The organism is Bryocella elongata, assembly GCF_900108185.1.
In the GTDB taxonomy this organism is placed as follows: Bacteria; Acidobacteriota; Terriglobia; order Terriglobales; family Acidobacteriaceae; genus Granulicella; species Granulicella elongata.
The window spans coordinates 502,558-518,921 of the sequence record NZ_FNVA01000001.1; the positions used below are offsets into that span (position 1 = coordinate 502,558).

Here is a 16,364-nt window from a genome sequence, read left to right on the forward strand (position 1 = left end):
GAAAATTCTTTAGGGAAACAATTTCCAAGAGCACGTCGTCTCCTGTACAAAGTTAGCGCTCGAGTTTTGTATCGCCTTGCGTCACCCGGCGCAGGTTCAGCGTTCTTCAGGAGAAGCCTCGATGTACCGCAACCTCCGCAGTCTCGTTCCCGCCCTCGCGCTCAGCCTTCTTCCCGCGATGTTCGCCCAAGCTCAGGCTCCGATGAAGCCTTCCGTGACGGGCGCAGTCCCGCCGAAGACCTGGGTCGACAAAGATACCGGCCACCGTGTGTGGCGACTCACCGATGAGCCTGGTTCGTCGGGCTTCTACTTCAATGTGAATGCCTACACGCCGGACCTGAAGACGATGGTCTACACGGCGCCGGACGGCATTCATGGCTACGATCTTGCGACGCATAAGGCATGGCTGATCGTGCCGAATCCTCCGCGGCCGGCGCCCGGTCATGATGGCGATCCGATCGCACAGGGGTATGACTTCCGCTTTGGCAATGTGCATGCGATCATCGCCGGGCGCGTGACGAACTCGGTGTTTTACTCGCAGGCCGACCCGGCGACGCGCACGGTGACGCTGTATAAAGCGGACGTCTATACGAAGAAGGTGACGCGGCTGTGCGATCTTCCCAAGGGCATGAGCGTGGCGACGATCAATGCCGACGAGACGCTGGGCGCCGGCACCATGAATGACAAGCAGGACACCTCGCAGGATTACGGCGCGCAGCGGCGGAATCCCGCGGGGCAGAGCGGGCCTCTGGTGCAGCCGCTGAACAAGGGCGAGATGATGGAGCAGCGGCTGGCGGCGCGGATTCCGCTGACGCTCTACACGATCGAGCTGACGACAGGGAAGCTGCATCCGCTGCTGCATTCGACTGACTGGGTCAATCATCTGCTGTTCTCGCCCACGGATCCCACGCTGCTGATGTACTGCCACGAAGGTCCATGGCAGAAGGTCGACCGCATCTGGATGATCCATACGGATGCGACGCACAACACGCTCATCCACAAGCGCCGCATCGCGATGGAGATTGCGGGGCATGAGTTCTGGGGCCTCGACGGCAAGACCATCTGGTATGACTGGCAGCCGATCAAGGGGCAGGACTTTTATCTGGCGGGTTATGACCTCGCGACGGGCAAGCGCACGGCGTTCCACATGGATCGCAATGACTGGTCGATCCACTTCAACCTGACGAAGGACCTCGACGTCTTTACCGGCGACGGTGGCGATGTGGGGCAGGTGGCGAAGGCTCCAGATGGAGAGTGGATCGAGCTCTTCCATCCACACACGCTGAACACGACCGGGGCTCTGAACGATCCGGACTTCTTCCAGCCGGGGTACTTTACGCCGGAGCACCTGGTGAACATGAAGTGGCACGACTACCACCTGGAGCCGAATGTACGCTTCTCGCCGGACAAGTCGCTGGTGATCTTCACCAGCAATATGTTTGGGCCGGCGTATGTGATTGCGGTGGAGACGGCAAAGGCTACCGATGTGAAGCCGGGCGAGCTGATTTCGACGCCGGAGCTGGCGTCGAAGTACAACCCGAAGGAGCCGACGGACACGCACGCGATCGCAAAGTAGCGCGGACGTTTTTCAACCTTGTCACAGACACGTAACGCGACGCAGCTGCGTCGCGTTACGTGTCTCTGCGAGAATAAGAAGGAATGTGTGAGCCGAACGTAAATCGCTATCGCATGCCTGCCGAATGGGCGCCGCACTCTGCCACGTGGATCGCGTGGCCGCACAATCCCGAGGATTGGCCCAGCAAATTTCAACCCATCCCCTGGGTCTATTGCGAGATCGTGCGGCATCTGTCCCGAGTTGAGGACGTTCACATTCTTGTGAATGATGAGGCTGCGGAGAAGCGGGCTACAAACATGCTGCGGCGACAGGGTGCGAATCTTGCGCGGCTCCACTTCCACACCTGGCGCACCGATCGCGTGTGGCTGCGTGACTCAGGGCCGATCTTTGTGAAGAAGTGCGCTGAGGGCTCGGTGAAGCAGATCCTTCGCGACGCTCAGGATGACAAAGGCGAGGTCGCGCTGACGAACTGGAAGTTCAACGCATGGGCGAAGTATGACAACTGGCGCAACGACAATCTGATCCCAGGCCACGTTGAAAAGCTGTACGGTATGAAGGCGTTTGAGCCCAAGGTGACACTCGCCGATGGGACGGAGCATCGTTTGGTGCTGGAGGGCGGCTCGATCGACACCAATGGTGCGGGCGTGATGCTCACGACCGAAGAGTGTCTGCTGAGCGAGGTGCAACAGCGTAACCCGGGCGTCAGCAAGGGGCAGCTTGAGGCTGCGTTCGCGGAGTATCTTGGCATCGAGAAGGTGATCTGGCTCAACCGAGGCTGCGCAGGGGATGACACGCACGGCCACGTCGACGACATCTCGCGCTTCGTGGGTGAGAACACGATTCTGACCGCGGTGGAGAGCAATACGGCGGATGAGAATCATCTGCCTTTGGCCGAGAACCTCGAACGTCTCCATGAGGCGCGCAATCTCGAGGGCAAGGCATTCGAAGTGAAGACGCTGCCGATGCCCGCCCCCGTCGTCTTTGAGCAGCAGAGGCTGCCGGCAAGCTACGCCAACTTCTACGTTGCGAATGGCTTGGTGCTGGTGCCGACCTTCAACGATCCGAATGATCGCATCGCGCTGAACACGATTGCGGAATGCTTCCCGGATCGCGTCGTGACAGGGATTCATTGCACGGACTTCATCTGGGGTCTGGGAGCTCTGCATTGCATGACACAGCAGCAGCCGGCGTAGTTTAAGGGAACCGGGGCTACGGAGATTCCGTAGCAGGAGCATCGCCCCTACTGAAGGAGTCTTGTCTCGATGCTCAAAGCTCTCGCAACCTGCAGTGGCCTTCTGCTTGCCGGTGGCCTCACGTTTCTGAATCCGGCAGCGAGCCCGGCTCCTTTCCCAAACGCTCCCGCATACAGCGCCAAGGGAGCGCTTCTGACGCCGAAGAACTACCGTGAGTGGCAGTACCTGACGACGGGTGTCGACATGTCCTATGCGTCGACTACCGAGCCGCAGAATCACATCTTCGACAATGTCTTCGTGAACCCGGAATCGTATGCGGAGTTCAAGCGGACTGGCACCTGGCCGGACAAGACGACGTTCATCCTGGAGGTGCGTGGCGCGGATAGTCCTGTGTCCATCAACAAGCGTGGGCACACGCAGTCGGCGCAGGTGCGTGGGCTTGAGATCCACGTGAAGGACAAGGGCGAGTGGAGCTTCTACGAGGGCGCTGCCGGCAAGGACGAGGCCGAGTTGCTGCCGAAGACCGCGGCTTGTTACAGCTGCCACGAGTCGCATGGTGCAGTTGCGACGACGTTTGTGCAGTTCTATCCCACGCTACTGCCCATCGCGACGGAGAAGAAGACGCTGTCCCCGGAGTACCTGAAGGAAAGTGCCGAGGCGAAGCCCTAGCGGGCGTAGACTCCGGCTGCCTGAGACAATGGAAGCAACGTCCAGCAATCAATAGCGACAAACTGACGAACTACCGGAGATTGAACCCCAGCATGTCAGCGAAGTGGCCGCCCCCGCCAGATCTTGAGTCTATCCAGCAGCTTGTCCGCGAGGCGGATGTTGAAGGCCACATTGCCGATGGCGCGCCGCAGGACGAGTATGAGCCGGAGGAGGAAGAGCTGTTCACGGCGTTGTCGCCGAAGGAGACGGAGCATCTGACGACGACGCAGATTCTTCCTGTGTTGCTTGAGGTGTGGCGCAAGAGCTTCTCGCTGAGCGATGCAGAGCTTGCGGTGCGTGAGCCGAAGCTGAAGGAACTGGCGGCAACCATCGAACGGTTCTTCGGGCCGGATGCCGAGCCGCAGGTGCGCGGGGCATGAGCGCGACGAAGCAGGTCTCAACCAGGCCGCAGGGCTGGCGTGAGCTGCTGGTGCAGTATCTTCGCGAGCAGGCCAAGCCAGTGCATAAATTCAGCCATCAGCCGCGGCTCTATATGTTGACGCAGCAGATTGCGAGGACGTTCGCCGCGGATGCCTACGATGATGACGTGGTTTTCGCCGCGGTGTATCTGCATGACCTGGGAGTCTTCCTCGGGCATCGACCGGAGGATCCGGCTGCGCTCGCGCGGTGGGATAACGTGCGCTATGCCTGTGAGCAGGCGCCTGCAGTACTGGAACGCGTTGGGTTTCCGTTGGAGAAGGCGCCGGCGGTGGTCGCTTGCATCGCGCAGCACCTGCCCAAGAGCGAGCCGCAGACGTTGGAGGCGACCGTCCTGCGGGATGCGGACATCCTGGAGCAGCTTGGAGCTATCGGTATCCTGCGCACTGTGACGAAGGTGGGCTGCGATACGCGTTTTCACACCTTTGAGGACGCACGGGTGAGCCTGCAGAAAGCGCTCGACACGTTACCAGGGAAGATCCGGCTGGAGGCTACGCGCGAGCTCGCGCGGCCGAAGATAGATGTGATGCGGGAGTTTCTTGGGATGTTGAGCACAGAAGCAAAAGAGCACCTCGGCTGAGGTGCTTTTTGTGGCTTGGATGAATGGTGCGCAACTCGGAAAGCATCATTCAAAGGTCGCGCAACACATCTTCGCGTGAGAGGCCTTTATGATGAGCTACATCGTCGAGAAGGTCCTGAAAGGTGCCCGAGCGGAGGGGTTTATGCGCCGGGATCGAGAGAGTTCTTCGTGACGGCGTCTCTGTCCGCACGATGATGTGGCTTCCAGTCTGACGCAACTCAACGAAGTGCCATCGGCGGATCAGATGGTTTGCGAAATCTATTCCGTTGACGCTTCGAGGGACCTTCACGCGACGGCCAGGACTTCGCTGTGCACGAGTTCAAGTCGAATCTGTTCGGGAAGCTCTTCTGCGGTGTCATAGTAACCGCGCGTCGCATCCAGAACCATCTCTCGAAGCTCTTCCCAGGTGTCACCCTGTGTGATGATCCCCTCGCCCACGGCCTTTGCGCAATAGCCGCCGTCACTTTCCTGAGTCACGTGAAAGACGAGTTCCTTCATGGAGTCAGAGTACGCCGCAACCTGCGACGTTTCAACCACGCATCGTGGTCAATGGCGCACGGCGATCGACGATGCAAGCTTAGCGCGAGAGGAAGTCCTTGACCTTCTGCACGAAGACGTCGCGGCCCATGTCGCTGATGGCCTCGGTGAGGGGCAGACCCTTGGGGCAGGCTACGACGCAGTTCTGCGCGAAGCCGCACTCCTGGATGCCGCCGTCGCCGGCGAGGGCGCGGAGACGATCTTCCTTGAGCACGGAGCCTGCGGGATCGAGGTTGAAGAGCTTGGCCTGCGCGATGGTGGCAGCGCCGACGAAGCCGGTCTCCTCGTTGAACTGCGGGCAGACCTCCATGCAGCAGCAGCAGGAGATGCAGTTGGAGAGCGGGTAGCGCTCTTCCTGGATCTGCGGCGCCTGCTTGGCGCCCTGGCCGAGGTCGTAGGTGCCGTCGATGGGAACCCAGGCCTTGACGGCCTTGAGGTTCTCGAAGAGGACCGAGCGATCGACGGAGAGGTCGCGGACGACGGGGAACTTGGAGAGCGGAGCGAGGGTGATGGTGTCGCCCGAGCCCATGAGCTTGTCCACCAGCGCGGAGCAGGCCATCATCGCCTTGCCGTTGATGAGCATCGCGCAGGAGCCGCAGATCTCCTCGAGGCAGTTCGAGTCGTAGGTGATCGGGGTCGTCTCTTTGCCGCTGACGTCCACGGGATTGAGCGCGATCTCTCCGAGCAGCGAGGTGATGTTCATGTTCGGGCGATAGGGAATCTCAAAGCGCTCGGTGACAGAAGGCTGGTCCGGGGCGGACTGGCGCTTGATCTCGACCTTGATCGACTTGGGAGGCATGCGGGCTCCTTTTTAGCAAGACAATCATAGCGCGGGCGCGAAGGCGCTGGCCCCGGTTACCGGGCGTGTTGTTCCATTATCGGGCGGAGGGCATTTCGGGACGGGATGTCGGTGAGTGGTCCTAGGCGAGGTTGCGAGTGATGAAGACCGGATAGCCCAAGAGATCGTGTACTCGTCGTTCTTGGCCGTCAAATCGATAGCATTGTTCGTCGCTCATGTAGCGAGGCATGTACAGCGTGGTAATTGACCGCTCGTCACCGACGGTAGCTCCTAGTGACCGCAGTTTGTCTGTCGGATGCGCGTAGCTACCTCGCCCAAGCGGCTCCCATTCTTCTCCCAACCACGGAGAGAGGACATCTTCACCCCTCCACAGGTTGGTAAGAGCTTGAAGAGCGGATCGGCCCGAGTACATTGAGGTTTGTGCCCGATCGTCCAGCCAAATCTCAGTGAGATATAGAAAGGAGCCTTTCCAGTCCCATCGCTCCGAAGTGTAGACAGTCGGGTCTGGGTCCGAAACCCAGACCGCCATGCCTTCGGCGCCTAATGCACTCTTCACGTCCTTCGTGGGCAAAATGACCTTTCGCGCTGTCGTTTCCTCGAGAATGAAGCCCCTGGGAGCAGGTTGTTCAATAGGCCGTGTCCCGAAAAGGAGCCCCTTTCGCAGCAGGGCTCCCAACAGAAATTCGACCTTCTCGTGATCATTGAGAGACCGAGCGTTATCTTCCTCCCCTAATTCGACCTTTGGTCCGGATAGCGAAAGCGACCACTTCTTAGAACGTTTTGAGGTGGCGTTTTTGGGAAGCGCCAACTGGTCCACGAGCGAGTCAATCCGATTTCGGTCAATGTATAGGTAGTCGCGCATAGCGATGTTAGGCAGTGGCTCCGTGGCACTTCTTGTACTTCTTGCCCGAGCCACAGAAGCAGAGGTCGTTGCGTCCCATCTCCTTGCCGGAGCGCTGGGGGGTGCTTCCGTTGGAGGCGGAACCACCGGCCTGGCGGGCCGCTTCGAGCTCGCGCTGCTTGCGCAACTCGAACTCACGCTCGAGCTTGTCGATGGTGGTCTGCGGAGGCACGCCGCCCTGCATCTGCTGAGGCTGCTGCTGGCGTGGGAAGCCGCCTGCGACCTCGTGGGTCGAGGTGGGGATGCGCTGCTGCTGTTGCTGCGGCTGCCAGTGCGTGGGATCCGGCGTGGGCATCTGGGGCGGAGGAGGCGTCTGCGCGAGACGCTGCTGATGCGAGGCCTGGAGCTGCGCGAGCTGCTCGGGCGTCTCGATCGGCGTGCCGTCCGGAGCGAGGATCTGCATGCGGTAGAGGTGCCGCGCGGTCTGCTCCTGGAAGGTGAGCATCATCGTTTCGAACATCTCGAAGGACTCCTTCTTGTAGGCGACCAGCGGGTCCTGCTGCGCGTAGCCACGCAGGCCGATGCCTTCCTTGAGGTGGTCCATGTTGAGGAGGTGTTCCTTCCACAGGCCGTCGAGGACGCTGAGCATGACGACGCGCTCGTGGTACCGCATCTGCGCTTCGCCGAGGATCTGTTCCTTGACCTTGTAGCGCTCGCCGAGCTTCTCGAAGATGGTTTCGCCGAGGTCGTGGCGGGTGAGCGCTTCAGCGTCGATGGCGTCGGGGCCTTCGTTGAACTTTGCGCCGAAGACCTCGTAGACCTGCTGCCAGAGCTTCTCGATGTCCCACTGGTGGGGCTGCGCTTTGGCGGGGATGGCCTGATCGAGAACCGTGGAGAGGATGGTCGCGGTGTAGTCGTCGACGATCAGCTCGCGTTGCTCGACACCTTCAAGGAGCTGGCGGCGCAGGCTGTAGACGGCCTCGCGCTGCTTGTTCATCACGTCGTCGTACTCGAGGACGTGCTTGCGGGCCTCGAAGTTCTGGCTCTCCACCTGCTCCTGCGCCTTCTCGATGCGGTTCGAGATCATCTTGCTCTCGATGGGGACGCCTTCTTCCATGCCGAGGCGCTGCAGGAGGGTGCTGATCCACTCGCGCGCGAAGATGCGCATGAGGTCGTCTTCGAGGGAAAGGAAGAAGCGCGAGCTGCCGGGATCGCCCTGGCGGCCGGCGCGGCCACGCAGCTGGTTGTCGACGCGGCGGGACTCGTGGCGCTCGGTGCCCAGGATGTGCAGACCGCCGGCGTTGACGACGTCCTCACGCTCGGCCTTGGTGGCGGTGGAGTGCGCGGCGAAGGTGTCCGACCACAGCTGCTCCGGGACTTCGAACTCCTGGCCCTGGTAGTAGAAGCGTGTGAAGCCCGCAGCGGCGACGGGATGGATTGCGCCCTCGGCGGGGGAGACCACACGGGCGAGATTGCGCTTCACCATGTCCTGCCGGGCCATGAACTCGGCGTTACCACCGAGCAGGATGTCCGTGCCGCGTCCGGCCATGTTGGTGGCGATGGTGACCATGCCAAGGCGGCCGGCCTGGGCGACGATCTCGGCTTCCTTCTCGTGGAACTTGGCGTTCAGTACGACATGGCGCACGCCCTTGCGACGAAGGATGTCGGAGAGCAGCTCGGACTTCTCGATGGAGGTTGTACCGACGAGCACCGGCTGCTTGGCCGCGTGGAGGCGCTCGATCTCCTCACCGACGGCGAAGTACTTTTCCTTCGCGGTGCGGTAGACGACGTCGGAGTTCTCGATGCGCAGCATCTGGCGGTTGGTCGGGATGACCACGATGTCGAGCTTGTAGATCTTCTCGAACTCGGCGGCCTCGGTCTCGGCCGTACCGGTCATGCCGGAGAGCTTCTTGTAGAGGCGGAAGTAGTTCTGGAAGGTGATGGTGGCGAGGGTCTGGTCTTCCTTGCGGACCTCAACGCCTTCCTTGGCTTCTACGGCCTGGTGCAGGCCATCGGACCAGCGGCGGCCTGGCATCAGGCGACCGGTGAAGGTGTCGACGATGATGACCTCGCCGTCCTTGACCACGTACTCGACGTCGCGCTTGTAGAGATTGTGCGCCTTGATCGCCGTCTCGACGTGATGCTTCATGTCCCAGTTTTCGGGGTCGGCGATGTTGCCGATGCCGAGGAGCTTTTCGATGCGCAGCCAGCCATCGTCGGTGACGGTGATGGCGCGGGCCTTTTCGTCGACGACGAAGTCGCCGGTCCAGGTCTTGGACTGGGCCTCGAAGTCTTCGATCATCTCGCCCTCTTCGAGCTGAGGGATGATGCCGTTGGCGATGCCGTACTTATCGGTGGTGCGGTCGGTCGGGCCGGAGATGATGAGCGGCGTGCGGGCCTCGTCGATGAGGATGGAGTCGACTTCGTCGACGATGCAGTAGAAGTGCTCGCGCTGCACCATGTCCTTGAGGTCGAACTTCATGTTGTCGCGCAGGTAATCGAAGCCGAACTCGTTGTTGGTGCCGTAGGTGATGTCGGAGGCATAGGCCTCGCGGCGCTGCTCGTCGGAGAGGTCATGCACGATGACGCCGACGGAGAGACCGAGGAAACCGTAGACCTTGCCCATCCACTCTGCGTCGCGCTTGGCCAGGTAGTCGTTGACGGTGACGACGTGGACGCCGCGGCCGGCGAGGGCGTTCAGATAGCAGGGCAGCGTGGCGACGAGCGTCTTGCCTTCGCCGGTCTTCATCTCGGCGATCTTGCCGGAGTGGAGGACCATGCCGCCGATCATCTGGACGTCGTAGTGGCGCATGCCGAGGACGCGGCGGGCAGCTTCGCGGGTGACGGCGAATGCCTCGGGCAGGATCTCGTCGAGAGCTTCCGTCTCCACCGCGTGAACGGCTTCGCGATAGGAGGTGCGCTCGTCCATGGTTTTGAGTTCCCCATGGGGAACGGCGTTGCGCCTGGTTTCGATGTGGGCCTGAAACTCTGCGGTCTTGGCGCGGAGCTGGTCGTCGGTCAATCCCTTGAGGTCTTCCTCGAAGGCATTGATCTTCGCGAGTGTGGGGAGCAGGCGCTTGACGGCGCGCTCGTTGGAGGTACCAAAGATCTTGGCGAGGGTCTTGTTGAACACGGAGATCGTTCCTTTGGCCGGGCGCGCGGGCGAAGGTCGAGCCATTCAGGCTCAGCGCGCAGGGGCGGTAGTCAGGCAATGCAGATTTGGATGCGTCTGCGGCGAAGTTCAGGCAGGACGCGAGACGAAGAGACCTGGACGTCCCGGAGGCTAGAGGCTGCTGCCGGTCACGGCGTGCAGCCGTGCCGAGTGGGCGGCAGAGGCAGCCATGGGGTGCGTGGCAGCCAGAGGCACGCTTGTGTCCGGTGCGAGCGCTGTGGTCAGGGGCTCGCGAGGCTCGAAGTCGATGGGGGCGGCATCCCGGGTCTGCGTCGTGCGCTGCGCGAGCAGCATGTGGATGCAGTGGGTAGGAACCGGGGTGGAGCCAGCGCGCGGAGACGAGGCCTCCGCCGTGCCGAGGGCGGCAAGGAGCAGGAGCAGCCCAGCGAGATGGCGAGCGCGCAGACGCATCACGGACATTTTAGACGATGCGCTCAAGCTTGAGTGAAGAAGAAGCAGGTATTGGGGTGCCACGAAAATCGCAAGACGCAGATTCCCCTCGGGAATGACAAAGAGAAATGGCTTTACCGTCCGGCCATATACGCGGCCAAGGGCGAGTGGGCGTCGCGGAGCGCCTGGGCGACGCACTTGGCGTTGATCTCGGCACCCTCGGAGCTGGTGTGGGTGTGATCCACGGGAAAGAGGGCGGCGGTCTTCTCCGGGCCCAGCGATTCGAAGATGTAGGCGGCGAGGTCGCTCCAGTAGATGAGAGGGATCTGCTCCTGGGCGGCAATCTGCTGCTCATAGCCGGTGTAGCCCATGTCGCGCTCGATGCGCGGCTTGCCGGAGGCGTCGGGCTTCCAGATGTTGCGGACTGTGAGGGTTAGGAGGATCGGATGCGCGCCCTTGGCCTTTGCCTCGTCGATCATCTTGCGCAGGTACCAGCCGTAGGTGTGCACGGTCTCGGTCTTTCCGGCGAGCGCACCGGCGGTCTGGGGGACGTCCTGGCTTTCGTCGCCGACGCCCTTAAGGGAGCCGCGGGGCTTGGCGCCGCCGAGGTCGCCGCCGTCGTTGTGGCCCATCTGAAGGAGGACGTAGTCACCGGACTTCATCTCGTCGAGGACCTTCTGCCAGTGACCTTCGTTGATGTAGGTGCGGGAGGAGCGGCCGGCGATGGCACGGTTCGCGACGTTGACGCGCGAGGTGTCGAAGAGGTGCGCGAAGTGGTCGCCCCAGCCGAGGTCGGCGTTGTTGCGCGCGGTGGAGTCGCCGACGATGAAGATTGTCGGGAGCGCCGGGTTCAGCGGGGCGTCGTGGTGCGCCGCAGATTGCGTGGGCGTGTCGGGGGGACGGTCTGGAACATGTTCGGGGCTTTGCGCTGAGGCAATGCCAATTACGAGCGGGGAGAGCAGCAGAGCAGCGCGGAAATCAGGACGGGACGGCGCATGGGGGAAGGCTATCACTGGAGGGTAGAGCCATTCAGTTTTCCAGATGACAGTGATCCAGATTCCAGAGTTCGGCTTAGTTTGACGAGGGCTGGACGGCGTGGTCGATGACGAGCGCGTTGATGGGCCCGCGTGCGGCGACCAGCTTCAGGCCGAGCTGCTGCTGCAATGCCGTGAAGAGTGGGGGCGAAGGTGCATCGGGTGAAGCGACAGGGACTTCGCCACCAAACTGTGTCTCGTCGGGCGACCAGGTGAGGTCGAAGTCATAGCGTGCGGTGAGGCCCGTCTTGTCGGTCACAGGGCGGTCGAGCATGGCTCGCTGCAGCATGAAGACGAAGTCCTGCATGGTGGCGTTGCGCGCCGGGAGGACGAGCTTTGCGGGCGGGTAGACGGTGGTGATGAGCTTGGGAGCTTCGTCGGCGGGAGCGGTGCTTTCCTTCAGCTTCGGTCCACCGCGGGCGACCTGCAGCTCGTACAGGGCGAACTCGCGCGACTGGCGATGGAAGGTGAGCTGGAACTGGTCGGCGAGCAGCTTGCGGAGCATGGCCATCTGCTCGACGCGGTTGGGCTGCACGGTCCCGGGAGTGATGGCGACGATGTCGAAGTGAGCGGAGTCGATCCAGTCGGGGCCGCCGGAGATGGTGCGGGTGTTGAGGTCATAGGCCGCGGCGATGAGCAGCGGCAGGGTGTAGTCCTTGGCGATCCAGCGGTGCTGGTCCTCCATGCGGAAGTAACGGCCACCCTTGGGGTCGTGGTCGACCAGCTTCACGGTGGCGACCTCAAAGGCTTCGAATTTAGGACGTGGCGGGGTCTGGGCCTGCGCCACCGAGGCCGCCAGAACGGTTGCCACTGCCGCGACGTACCGTATCTTTGTCAGGTGCCGAATCATCGTCTTTGCCTCCTGCTGGCTTTTTTGCAAAACGGGGGATGGGGATTGGACACTCCAGGAGGCGAGATGTCATCCGTGGGCGCTGATAGGATGCGGACTGTAGTTCGAGCTGTTTGGACGGGGAGTGGAATGATCTTGGTTCGACGTTATGCAATTGCCTTGGCCGGCGTGATGACCATGGCTGCCGCCGCGCAGCAGGGAACGTGGGTGGTGAAGCCCGAGTGGGTGCACGCGCATGAGGATTACCTCGCCAGCGATGCGATGCATGGGCGAGGTTCCGCGACTCACGATGAAGAGATCACAGCGACCTACGTGGCCAGCGAGTTCGAGTCCTACGGGCTGAAGTTTGCGCCGGGCATGACGGGCTATATTCAGCGCGGCGAGGTAATTGCGCCGGAGCTCGACGGGAAGGCAACGGTTAAGGCTGGCAACACGGTTTTGAGCGAGGGCTCGGACTTTGACCTGTTGATGTCGTCGACGGCCAATGTGAGCGGCCCGCTGGTGCGTGTCGACGCGGCGCAGGTCAAGGGCGCGAAGTTCGAGCGGGGATCGGTGGTGTTGCTGACCGGAGCGGACGGCCCTGACCAAGTGTTTGACGGGCTATCGGCGCTGCGGCGTGCTGGAGCTGCGGCGATCCTGGTGGTTGAAACGCCTGGAACTACGCAGGTATACGGGATGATGGGCCGCAAGACGCGGACGCCAATCCGGCTAGCGGAGTCGGAGATGCGTCGCGGGGGCAGCAACGTGGCGATCGTTCACGCTGCTGCGGCGAAGACGCTGGAAGCGGTTGGAGCGGGGTCCGTGGTGTCGCTGAACGTGACGGTATTGCCGGTGAAGGAACCTCGGTACACCTATAACGCCATCGGCTATCTGCCGGGCAGCGACCCGAAGGCCGGCACCATCCTGCTGAGTGCGCATCTCGATCATCTGGGCATTGGACGGCCGGTGAATGGGGATGCGATCTATAACGGCGCCAACGACGATGCTGCTGGGACGACCGCGGTGATGGAGCTGGCGCATGCGCTGGGCGCAGGCAAGCAGCTCAAGCGCAGTGTGCTGTTCATCTGCTATGGCGCGGAGGAGGCAGGGGAACTGGGTTCGCAGTACTTCGGGATGCACCCTGTGGTGCCGCTCAAGGACCTCGTCACCGACCTCGAGTTCGAGATGGTGGGCAACCAGGACCCGAAGATGCCGAAGGGTGTGCTCCTGCTGACTGGATGGGAGCGGTCGAACCTGGGGCCGACCCTGGCGCAGCATGGAGCGCTGCTGGGGGCGGATCCGTATCCCGAGCAGCACTTCTTCGAGCGCTCGGACAACTACCAGCTGGCGTTGAAAGGGATCGTGGCGCACACTGCTGCTGGATGGGGCACGGTGCCGACGTATCATCAGCCGAACGACGACCTGGCGCACCTGGACTTCGCTTTTATGACCGCGGCGATCCAGTCGCTGGTTGAACCTGTTCGCTGGCTGGCCGATTCGGACTTCAAGCCCGCGTGGGTCTCCGGCGGCCAACCGAAGCCCTGATTTTTCACACCCGGCCCCGATATCGAAGCAGCAGATGAGGTGAAGGATGAACGCAACAGGCAATCCGTTTGTGCATCTTGAGCTGAACTCCGCAGACCCGGCGAAGGCGAAGGCCTTCTACGGCGAGCTCTTTGGATGGGAGTTCACGGACAACGACATGGGGCCGATGGGGATCTACTCGACCTTCAAGCCGAGTGATGGGCCCGGTGGTGGTCTGGCGAGCATGCCTGGAGGAAATCCCGGCTGGCTTGCTTACATCGGGGTTGCCGATGTGAAGGCCGCCACGGAGAAGGCGAAGGAGCTCGGAGCGACGATCCACGTCGGGCCGCACGAGATCCCGAACGTCGGCTGGATGACGATCATGTCGGATCCGGCTGGGGCGGCGATCGCGATCTTTCAGCCGATGACGCCGCAGGGGTAGAGCGGGGCCGCAAGCAAGTTGCGCTTCCACGGAGCTGGCTCTCGCGTATGCTGACGCCAGCACCTCGGAGGTTTCGACCTGCCCGACGCGTCACTTTCCCCTGAACCTGCCCTCGAGCGAGCGCTGTCGCAGGCGCGATGGCGTCTCCTGCCTCTTCTGTCGCTGGGCTATATCGCTGCGTATCTCGACCGCGTGAACATCAGCTTCGCGCAGGAGCCGATGAGCCATGCGCTGGGGCTTACGGCGGAGACCTATGGTCTCGGCGCCGGGCTCTTCTTCGTGAGCTACGCGCTGTTCGAGATCCCGTCGAATGCTTTGCTGCTGCGCTTTGGCGCGCGGCGCTGGCTCGCGCGGATCATGCTGACGTGGGGCCTGATGGCCATGGCGATGGCTACCGTGCATTCGTCGACGAGCTTCTACTCCATGCGCATGCTGCTGGGCATTGCCGAGGCGGGCTACTTTCCGGGAGTGATCTTCTACCTGTCGCTGTGGTTTCCGGCGCGGGAGCGGGCGCGGGCGATCAGCCTGTTTTACCTCGGGTTGCCGCTGAGCAACGTCGTGATGGGCGCGGCGGCGGGGACGCTGCTGAGGCTGAGCGGGACGCTGCACCTCGCTGGTTGGCAATGGCTGTTCCTCGTCGAGGGACTGCCTGCGGTGCTGATCAGTCTGGCCGTGTTCGCATTGCTGCCGGACGATCCCCACGACGCGAAGTGGCTGGCCCCCGAGGAGCGGAACGCTCTCCTGGAGCACCTGCAGGGGGAGGCTTCCGGCCTTGGAGCGGCGGCGCACGGTGGCTGGCGGCTTGCACTCCGTAGTCCGATGACATGGCTGCTTGGGGGCGGTTACTTCCTGATGCTTGGAGCCAACTACGGGTTGTCGTTCTCACTGCCCGCGATGCTGGCGCAGGCGACGGGGCTGTCGTCGACTGCGGTGGGTTCGCTGGTGGTATGGATCGGTGTTGCGGGTGCGTCGCTGATGCTGCTCAACGGCATTCACTCGGATCGCAATGGCGAGCGTCGATGGCACATCGTGGCGCCGCTGCTGATCATGGGCGCTCTGCTGCTGCTTGCCGGCGGTGGGCTCCGATTGCACGGCTGGCTGGCGGCCCTGGCGCTGGGGGCGGGCGTTGCTGCCTACTCGAGCTTCCAGGGACCGATGCTCTCGCTGCCGATCACGATCTTTTCGGGTGAGGCGGCAGCCGTGGGGATGGCTGCGATCAACATGTGCGGCATCGCCGGAGGGTTTGTCTTTCCATACCTGATGGGATGGCTGCGGGAGCGGACTGGAGGGTATGCGGCGGGTGTGTCGGTGCTGGCCGTGCCCTGCGCGCTGGCCGCAGTCATCATCGCGGTTCTGCTGAAGCCCTCGAGCCGGCCTCAGCAGAACGCGATCGCGGACGAACCTAGTTCGCTGGAGGAGTGGTTCCCGGACGTTGCCCCTGATGCAGAAGGTGGTAGCTGATGTCGGGCCAGAACTCCTTGAAGACGAAGGTGGCGGCATCGATGCCGACGTTCACTCCCCACTGGTCCATCGTGTTGGAGACCGTGCGCTCGCGGCTTGGGTAGTAGAGATTCGAGATTCCCGCGGCGGCTCCGGCGCCAACGACTTCGCCGTAGTTGAAGCTGCGACCGTCGCTGTCGGTGCGCGTAACGACGACTCGGCTCACAGCGTAGCCGGCGCGCTTTATGAAGCCTCCGTGGCCCATCGTGTAGAACCGGGTGTCTTCATGCGTGATCGCCGGGACGACGAACTCGACCATGTAGTTTTCCGACGTCTGATCGACGACGGAGTGCCACAGGTAGCGTCCATAGCCAACGCCGCCCTTGCCGAACTCAGGGTACTTGGTGGTGCCGTAGGAGTAGGCGGCAACCACCACCGGGAGAACGATCGAAGAGTAATCGAAGGAGTCCTCGCTGGCGGTCACGAACTTGTCCTTCACTGTCTGGGGCGGAAGCTTTTCGTCCGTGGTGGCTGCGCGGAAGTTGGGCAGGATCCCGAGGATGCGCTTGGTCTGGCCGTTGCTGTGTTGCGTCGAACTGACCTGGGCCGGGGCGGAAGAGCTCTGGGACGTGGAGCTGGAGCTTTGCGGCGCTGGGGCATCCGGAAGCACGTCATCGTTCTGCATCGAAGCGTAGCCGCTTGGGGTTACGGCGAGGGCGAAGAGCAGAACCGAAGCTCCAAGGGTAATTCTGCGGCGCTGGGCACACCTCTCCGATGATTGCTGCATGGGGCGATTTCCTGTGGCGCGGGCTGAATGATGCAATAGGTCTCTCCTGGCTTTCAAGTCGATAGGAACACAAG

15 protein-coding genes are annotated in these 16,364 nt (G+C 62.3%); 8 read left to right on the forward strand and 7 right to left on the reverse strand.

Going from position 1 to position 16,364, the window contains the following annotated elements; translation table 11 throughout:
- Positions 1–121: 121 nt before the first annotated feature.
- The 5 genes from C4S68_RS02095 (at position 122) to C4S68_RS02115 (ending at position 4,495) form a co-directional block, all read left to right on the forward strand.
- A complete protein-coding gene (locus tag C4S68_RS02095; protein WP_103931362.1) occupies positions 122–1,576 on the forward strand; it encodes an oligogalacturonate lyase family protein in 1,455 nt (484 codons plus the stop codon).
- Between the two features lie 83 nt (positions 1,577–1,659).
- Complete coding sequence (locus tag C4S68_RS02100) at positions 1,660–2,769, forward strand: agmatine deiminase family protein (RefSeq protein ID WP_103931363.1); 1,110 nt, start codon at positions 1,660–1,662, stop codon at positions 2,767–2,769.
- Between the two features lie 69 nt (positions 2,770–2,838).
- Complete coding sequence (locus C4S68_RS02105; protein WP_103931364.1) at positions 2,839–3,438, forward strand: cytochrome P460 family protein; 600 nt, start codon at positions 2,839–2,841, stop codon at positions 3,436–3,438.
- Positions 3,439–3,530: 92 nt separating this feature from the next.
- Positions 3,531–3,857 carry a hypothetical protein gene (locus C4S68_RS02110; protein WP_103931365.1) on the forward strand — a complete coding sequence of 109 codons (327 nt, stop codon included), beginning with the start codon at positions 3,531–3,533 and terminating at the stop codon, positions 3,855–3,857.
- Positions 3,854–4,495 carry an HD domain-containing protein gene (locus C4S68_RS02115; protein ID WP_103931366.1) on the forward strand — a complete coding sequence of 214 codons (642 nt, stop codon included), beginning with the start codon at positions 3,854–3,856 and terminating at the stop codon, positions 4,493–4,495. Before C4S68_RS02110 ends, C4S68_RS02115 begins: the two co-directional genes overlap by 4 nt.
- Positions 4,496–4,780: 285 nt before the next feature.
- On the opposite strand, the gene C4S68_RS02120 is transcribed toward C4S68_RS02115, so the two are convergent.
- The 6 genes from C4S68_RS02120 to C4S68_RS02150 all read right to left on the reverse strand — a co-directional run bounded on the left by C4S68_RS02120 (position 4,781) and on the right by C4S68_RS02150 (position 12,118).
- On the reverse strand, positions 4,781–4,993 hold the full coding sequence (locus C4S68_RS02120; RefSeq protein WP_103931367.1) for a type II toxin-antitoxin system HicB family antitoxin: 213 nt from the start codon (positions 4,991–4,993) through the stop codon (positions 4,781–4,783).
- A gap of 79 nt (positions 4,994–5,072) precedes the next feature.
- Positions 5,073–5,831 carry a succinate dehydrogenase iron-sulfur subunit gene (gene sdhB / locus C4S68_RS02125; RefSeq protein WP_103931368.1) on the reverse strand — a complete coding sequence of 253 codons (759 nt, stop codon included), beginning with the start codon at positions 5,829–5,831 and terminating at the stop codon, positions 5,073–5,075.
- An 869-nt stretch (positions 5,832–6,700) separates the two neighbouring features.
- On the reverse strand, positions 6,701–9,805 hold the full coding sequence (gene secA, locus C4S68_RS02135) for a preprotein translocase subunit SecA (protein WP_103932123.1): 3,105 nt from the start codon (positions 9,803–9,805) through the stop codon (positions 6,701–6,703).
- 150 nt (positions 9,806–9,955) lie between these two features.
- Positions 9,956–10,264 (reverse strand): hypothetical protein, encoded by a 309-nt coding sequence (locus C4S68_RS02140; protein ID WP_103931370.1) that lies wholly within the window; start codon positions 10,262–10,264, stop codon positions 9,956–9,958.
- Positions 10,265–10,368: 104 nt separating this feature from the next.
- Positions 10,369–11,247 carry a rhamnogalacturonan acetylesterase gene (locus tag C4S68_RS02145; RefSeq protein ID WP_235011291.1) on the reverse strand — a complete coding sequence of 293 codons (879 nt, stop codon included), beginning with the start codon at positions 11,245–11,247 and terminating at the stop codon, positions 10,369–10,371.
- Between the two features lie 58 nt (positions 11,248–11,305).
- Positions 11,306–12,118 carry a TIGR03435 family protein gene (locus C4S68_RS02150; protein WP_103931371.1) on the reverse strand — a complete coding sequence of 271 codons (813 nt, stop codon included), beginning with the start codon at positions 12,116–12,118 and terminating at the stop codon, positions 11,306–11,308.
- Positions 12,119–12,247: 129 nt separating this feature from the next.
- Here C4S68_RS02150 and C4S68_RS02155 point away from each other — a divergent pair, with 129 nt between their 5' ends.
- From C4S68_RS02155 to C4S68_RS02165, 3 genes are all read left to right on the forward strand, one after another.
- On the forward strand, positions 12,248–13,642 hold the full coding sequence (locus C4S68_RS02155) for a M28 family peptidase (protein ID WP_235011292.1): 1,395 nt from the start codon (positions 12,248–12,250) through the stop codon (positions 13,640–13,642).
- Positions 13,643–13,688: 46 nt separating this feature from the next.
- Positions 13,689–14,063 carry a VOC family protein gene (locus tag C4S68_RS02160; RefSeq protein WP_103931373.1) on the forward strand — a complete coding sequence of 125 codons (375 nt, stop codon included), beginning with the start codon at positions 13,689–13,691 and terminating at the stop codon, positions 14,061–14,063.
- 78 nt (positions 14,064–14,141) lie between these two features.
- On the forward strand, positions 14,142–15,524 hold the full coding sequence (locus C4S68_RS02165) for an MFS transporter (RefSeq protein ID WP_103931374.1): 1,383 nt from the start codon (positions 14,142–14,144) through the stop codon (positions 15,522–15,524).
- On the opposite strand, the gene C4S68_RS02170 is transcribed toward C4S68_RS02165, so the two are convergent.
- Positions 15,466–16,290, reverse strand: a complete 825-nt coding sequence (locus tag C4S68_RS02170) for a hypothetical protein (protein WP_200821449.1) — start codon at positions 16,288–16,290, stop codon at positions 15,466–15,468. The two genes, C4S68_RS02165 and C4S68_RS02170, sit on opposite strands and share 59 nt — an antisense overlap.
- Positions 16,291–16,364: the final 74 nt, after the last annotated feature.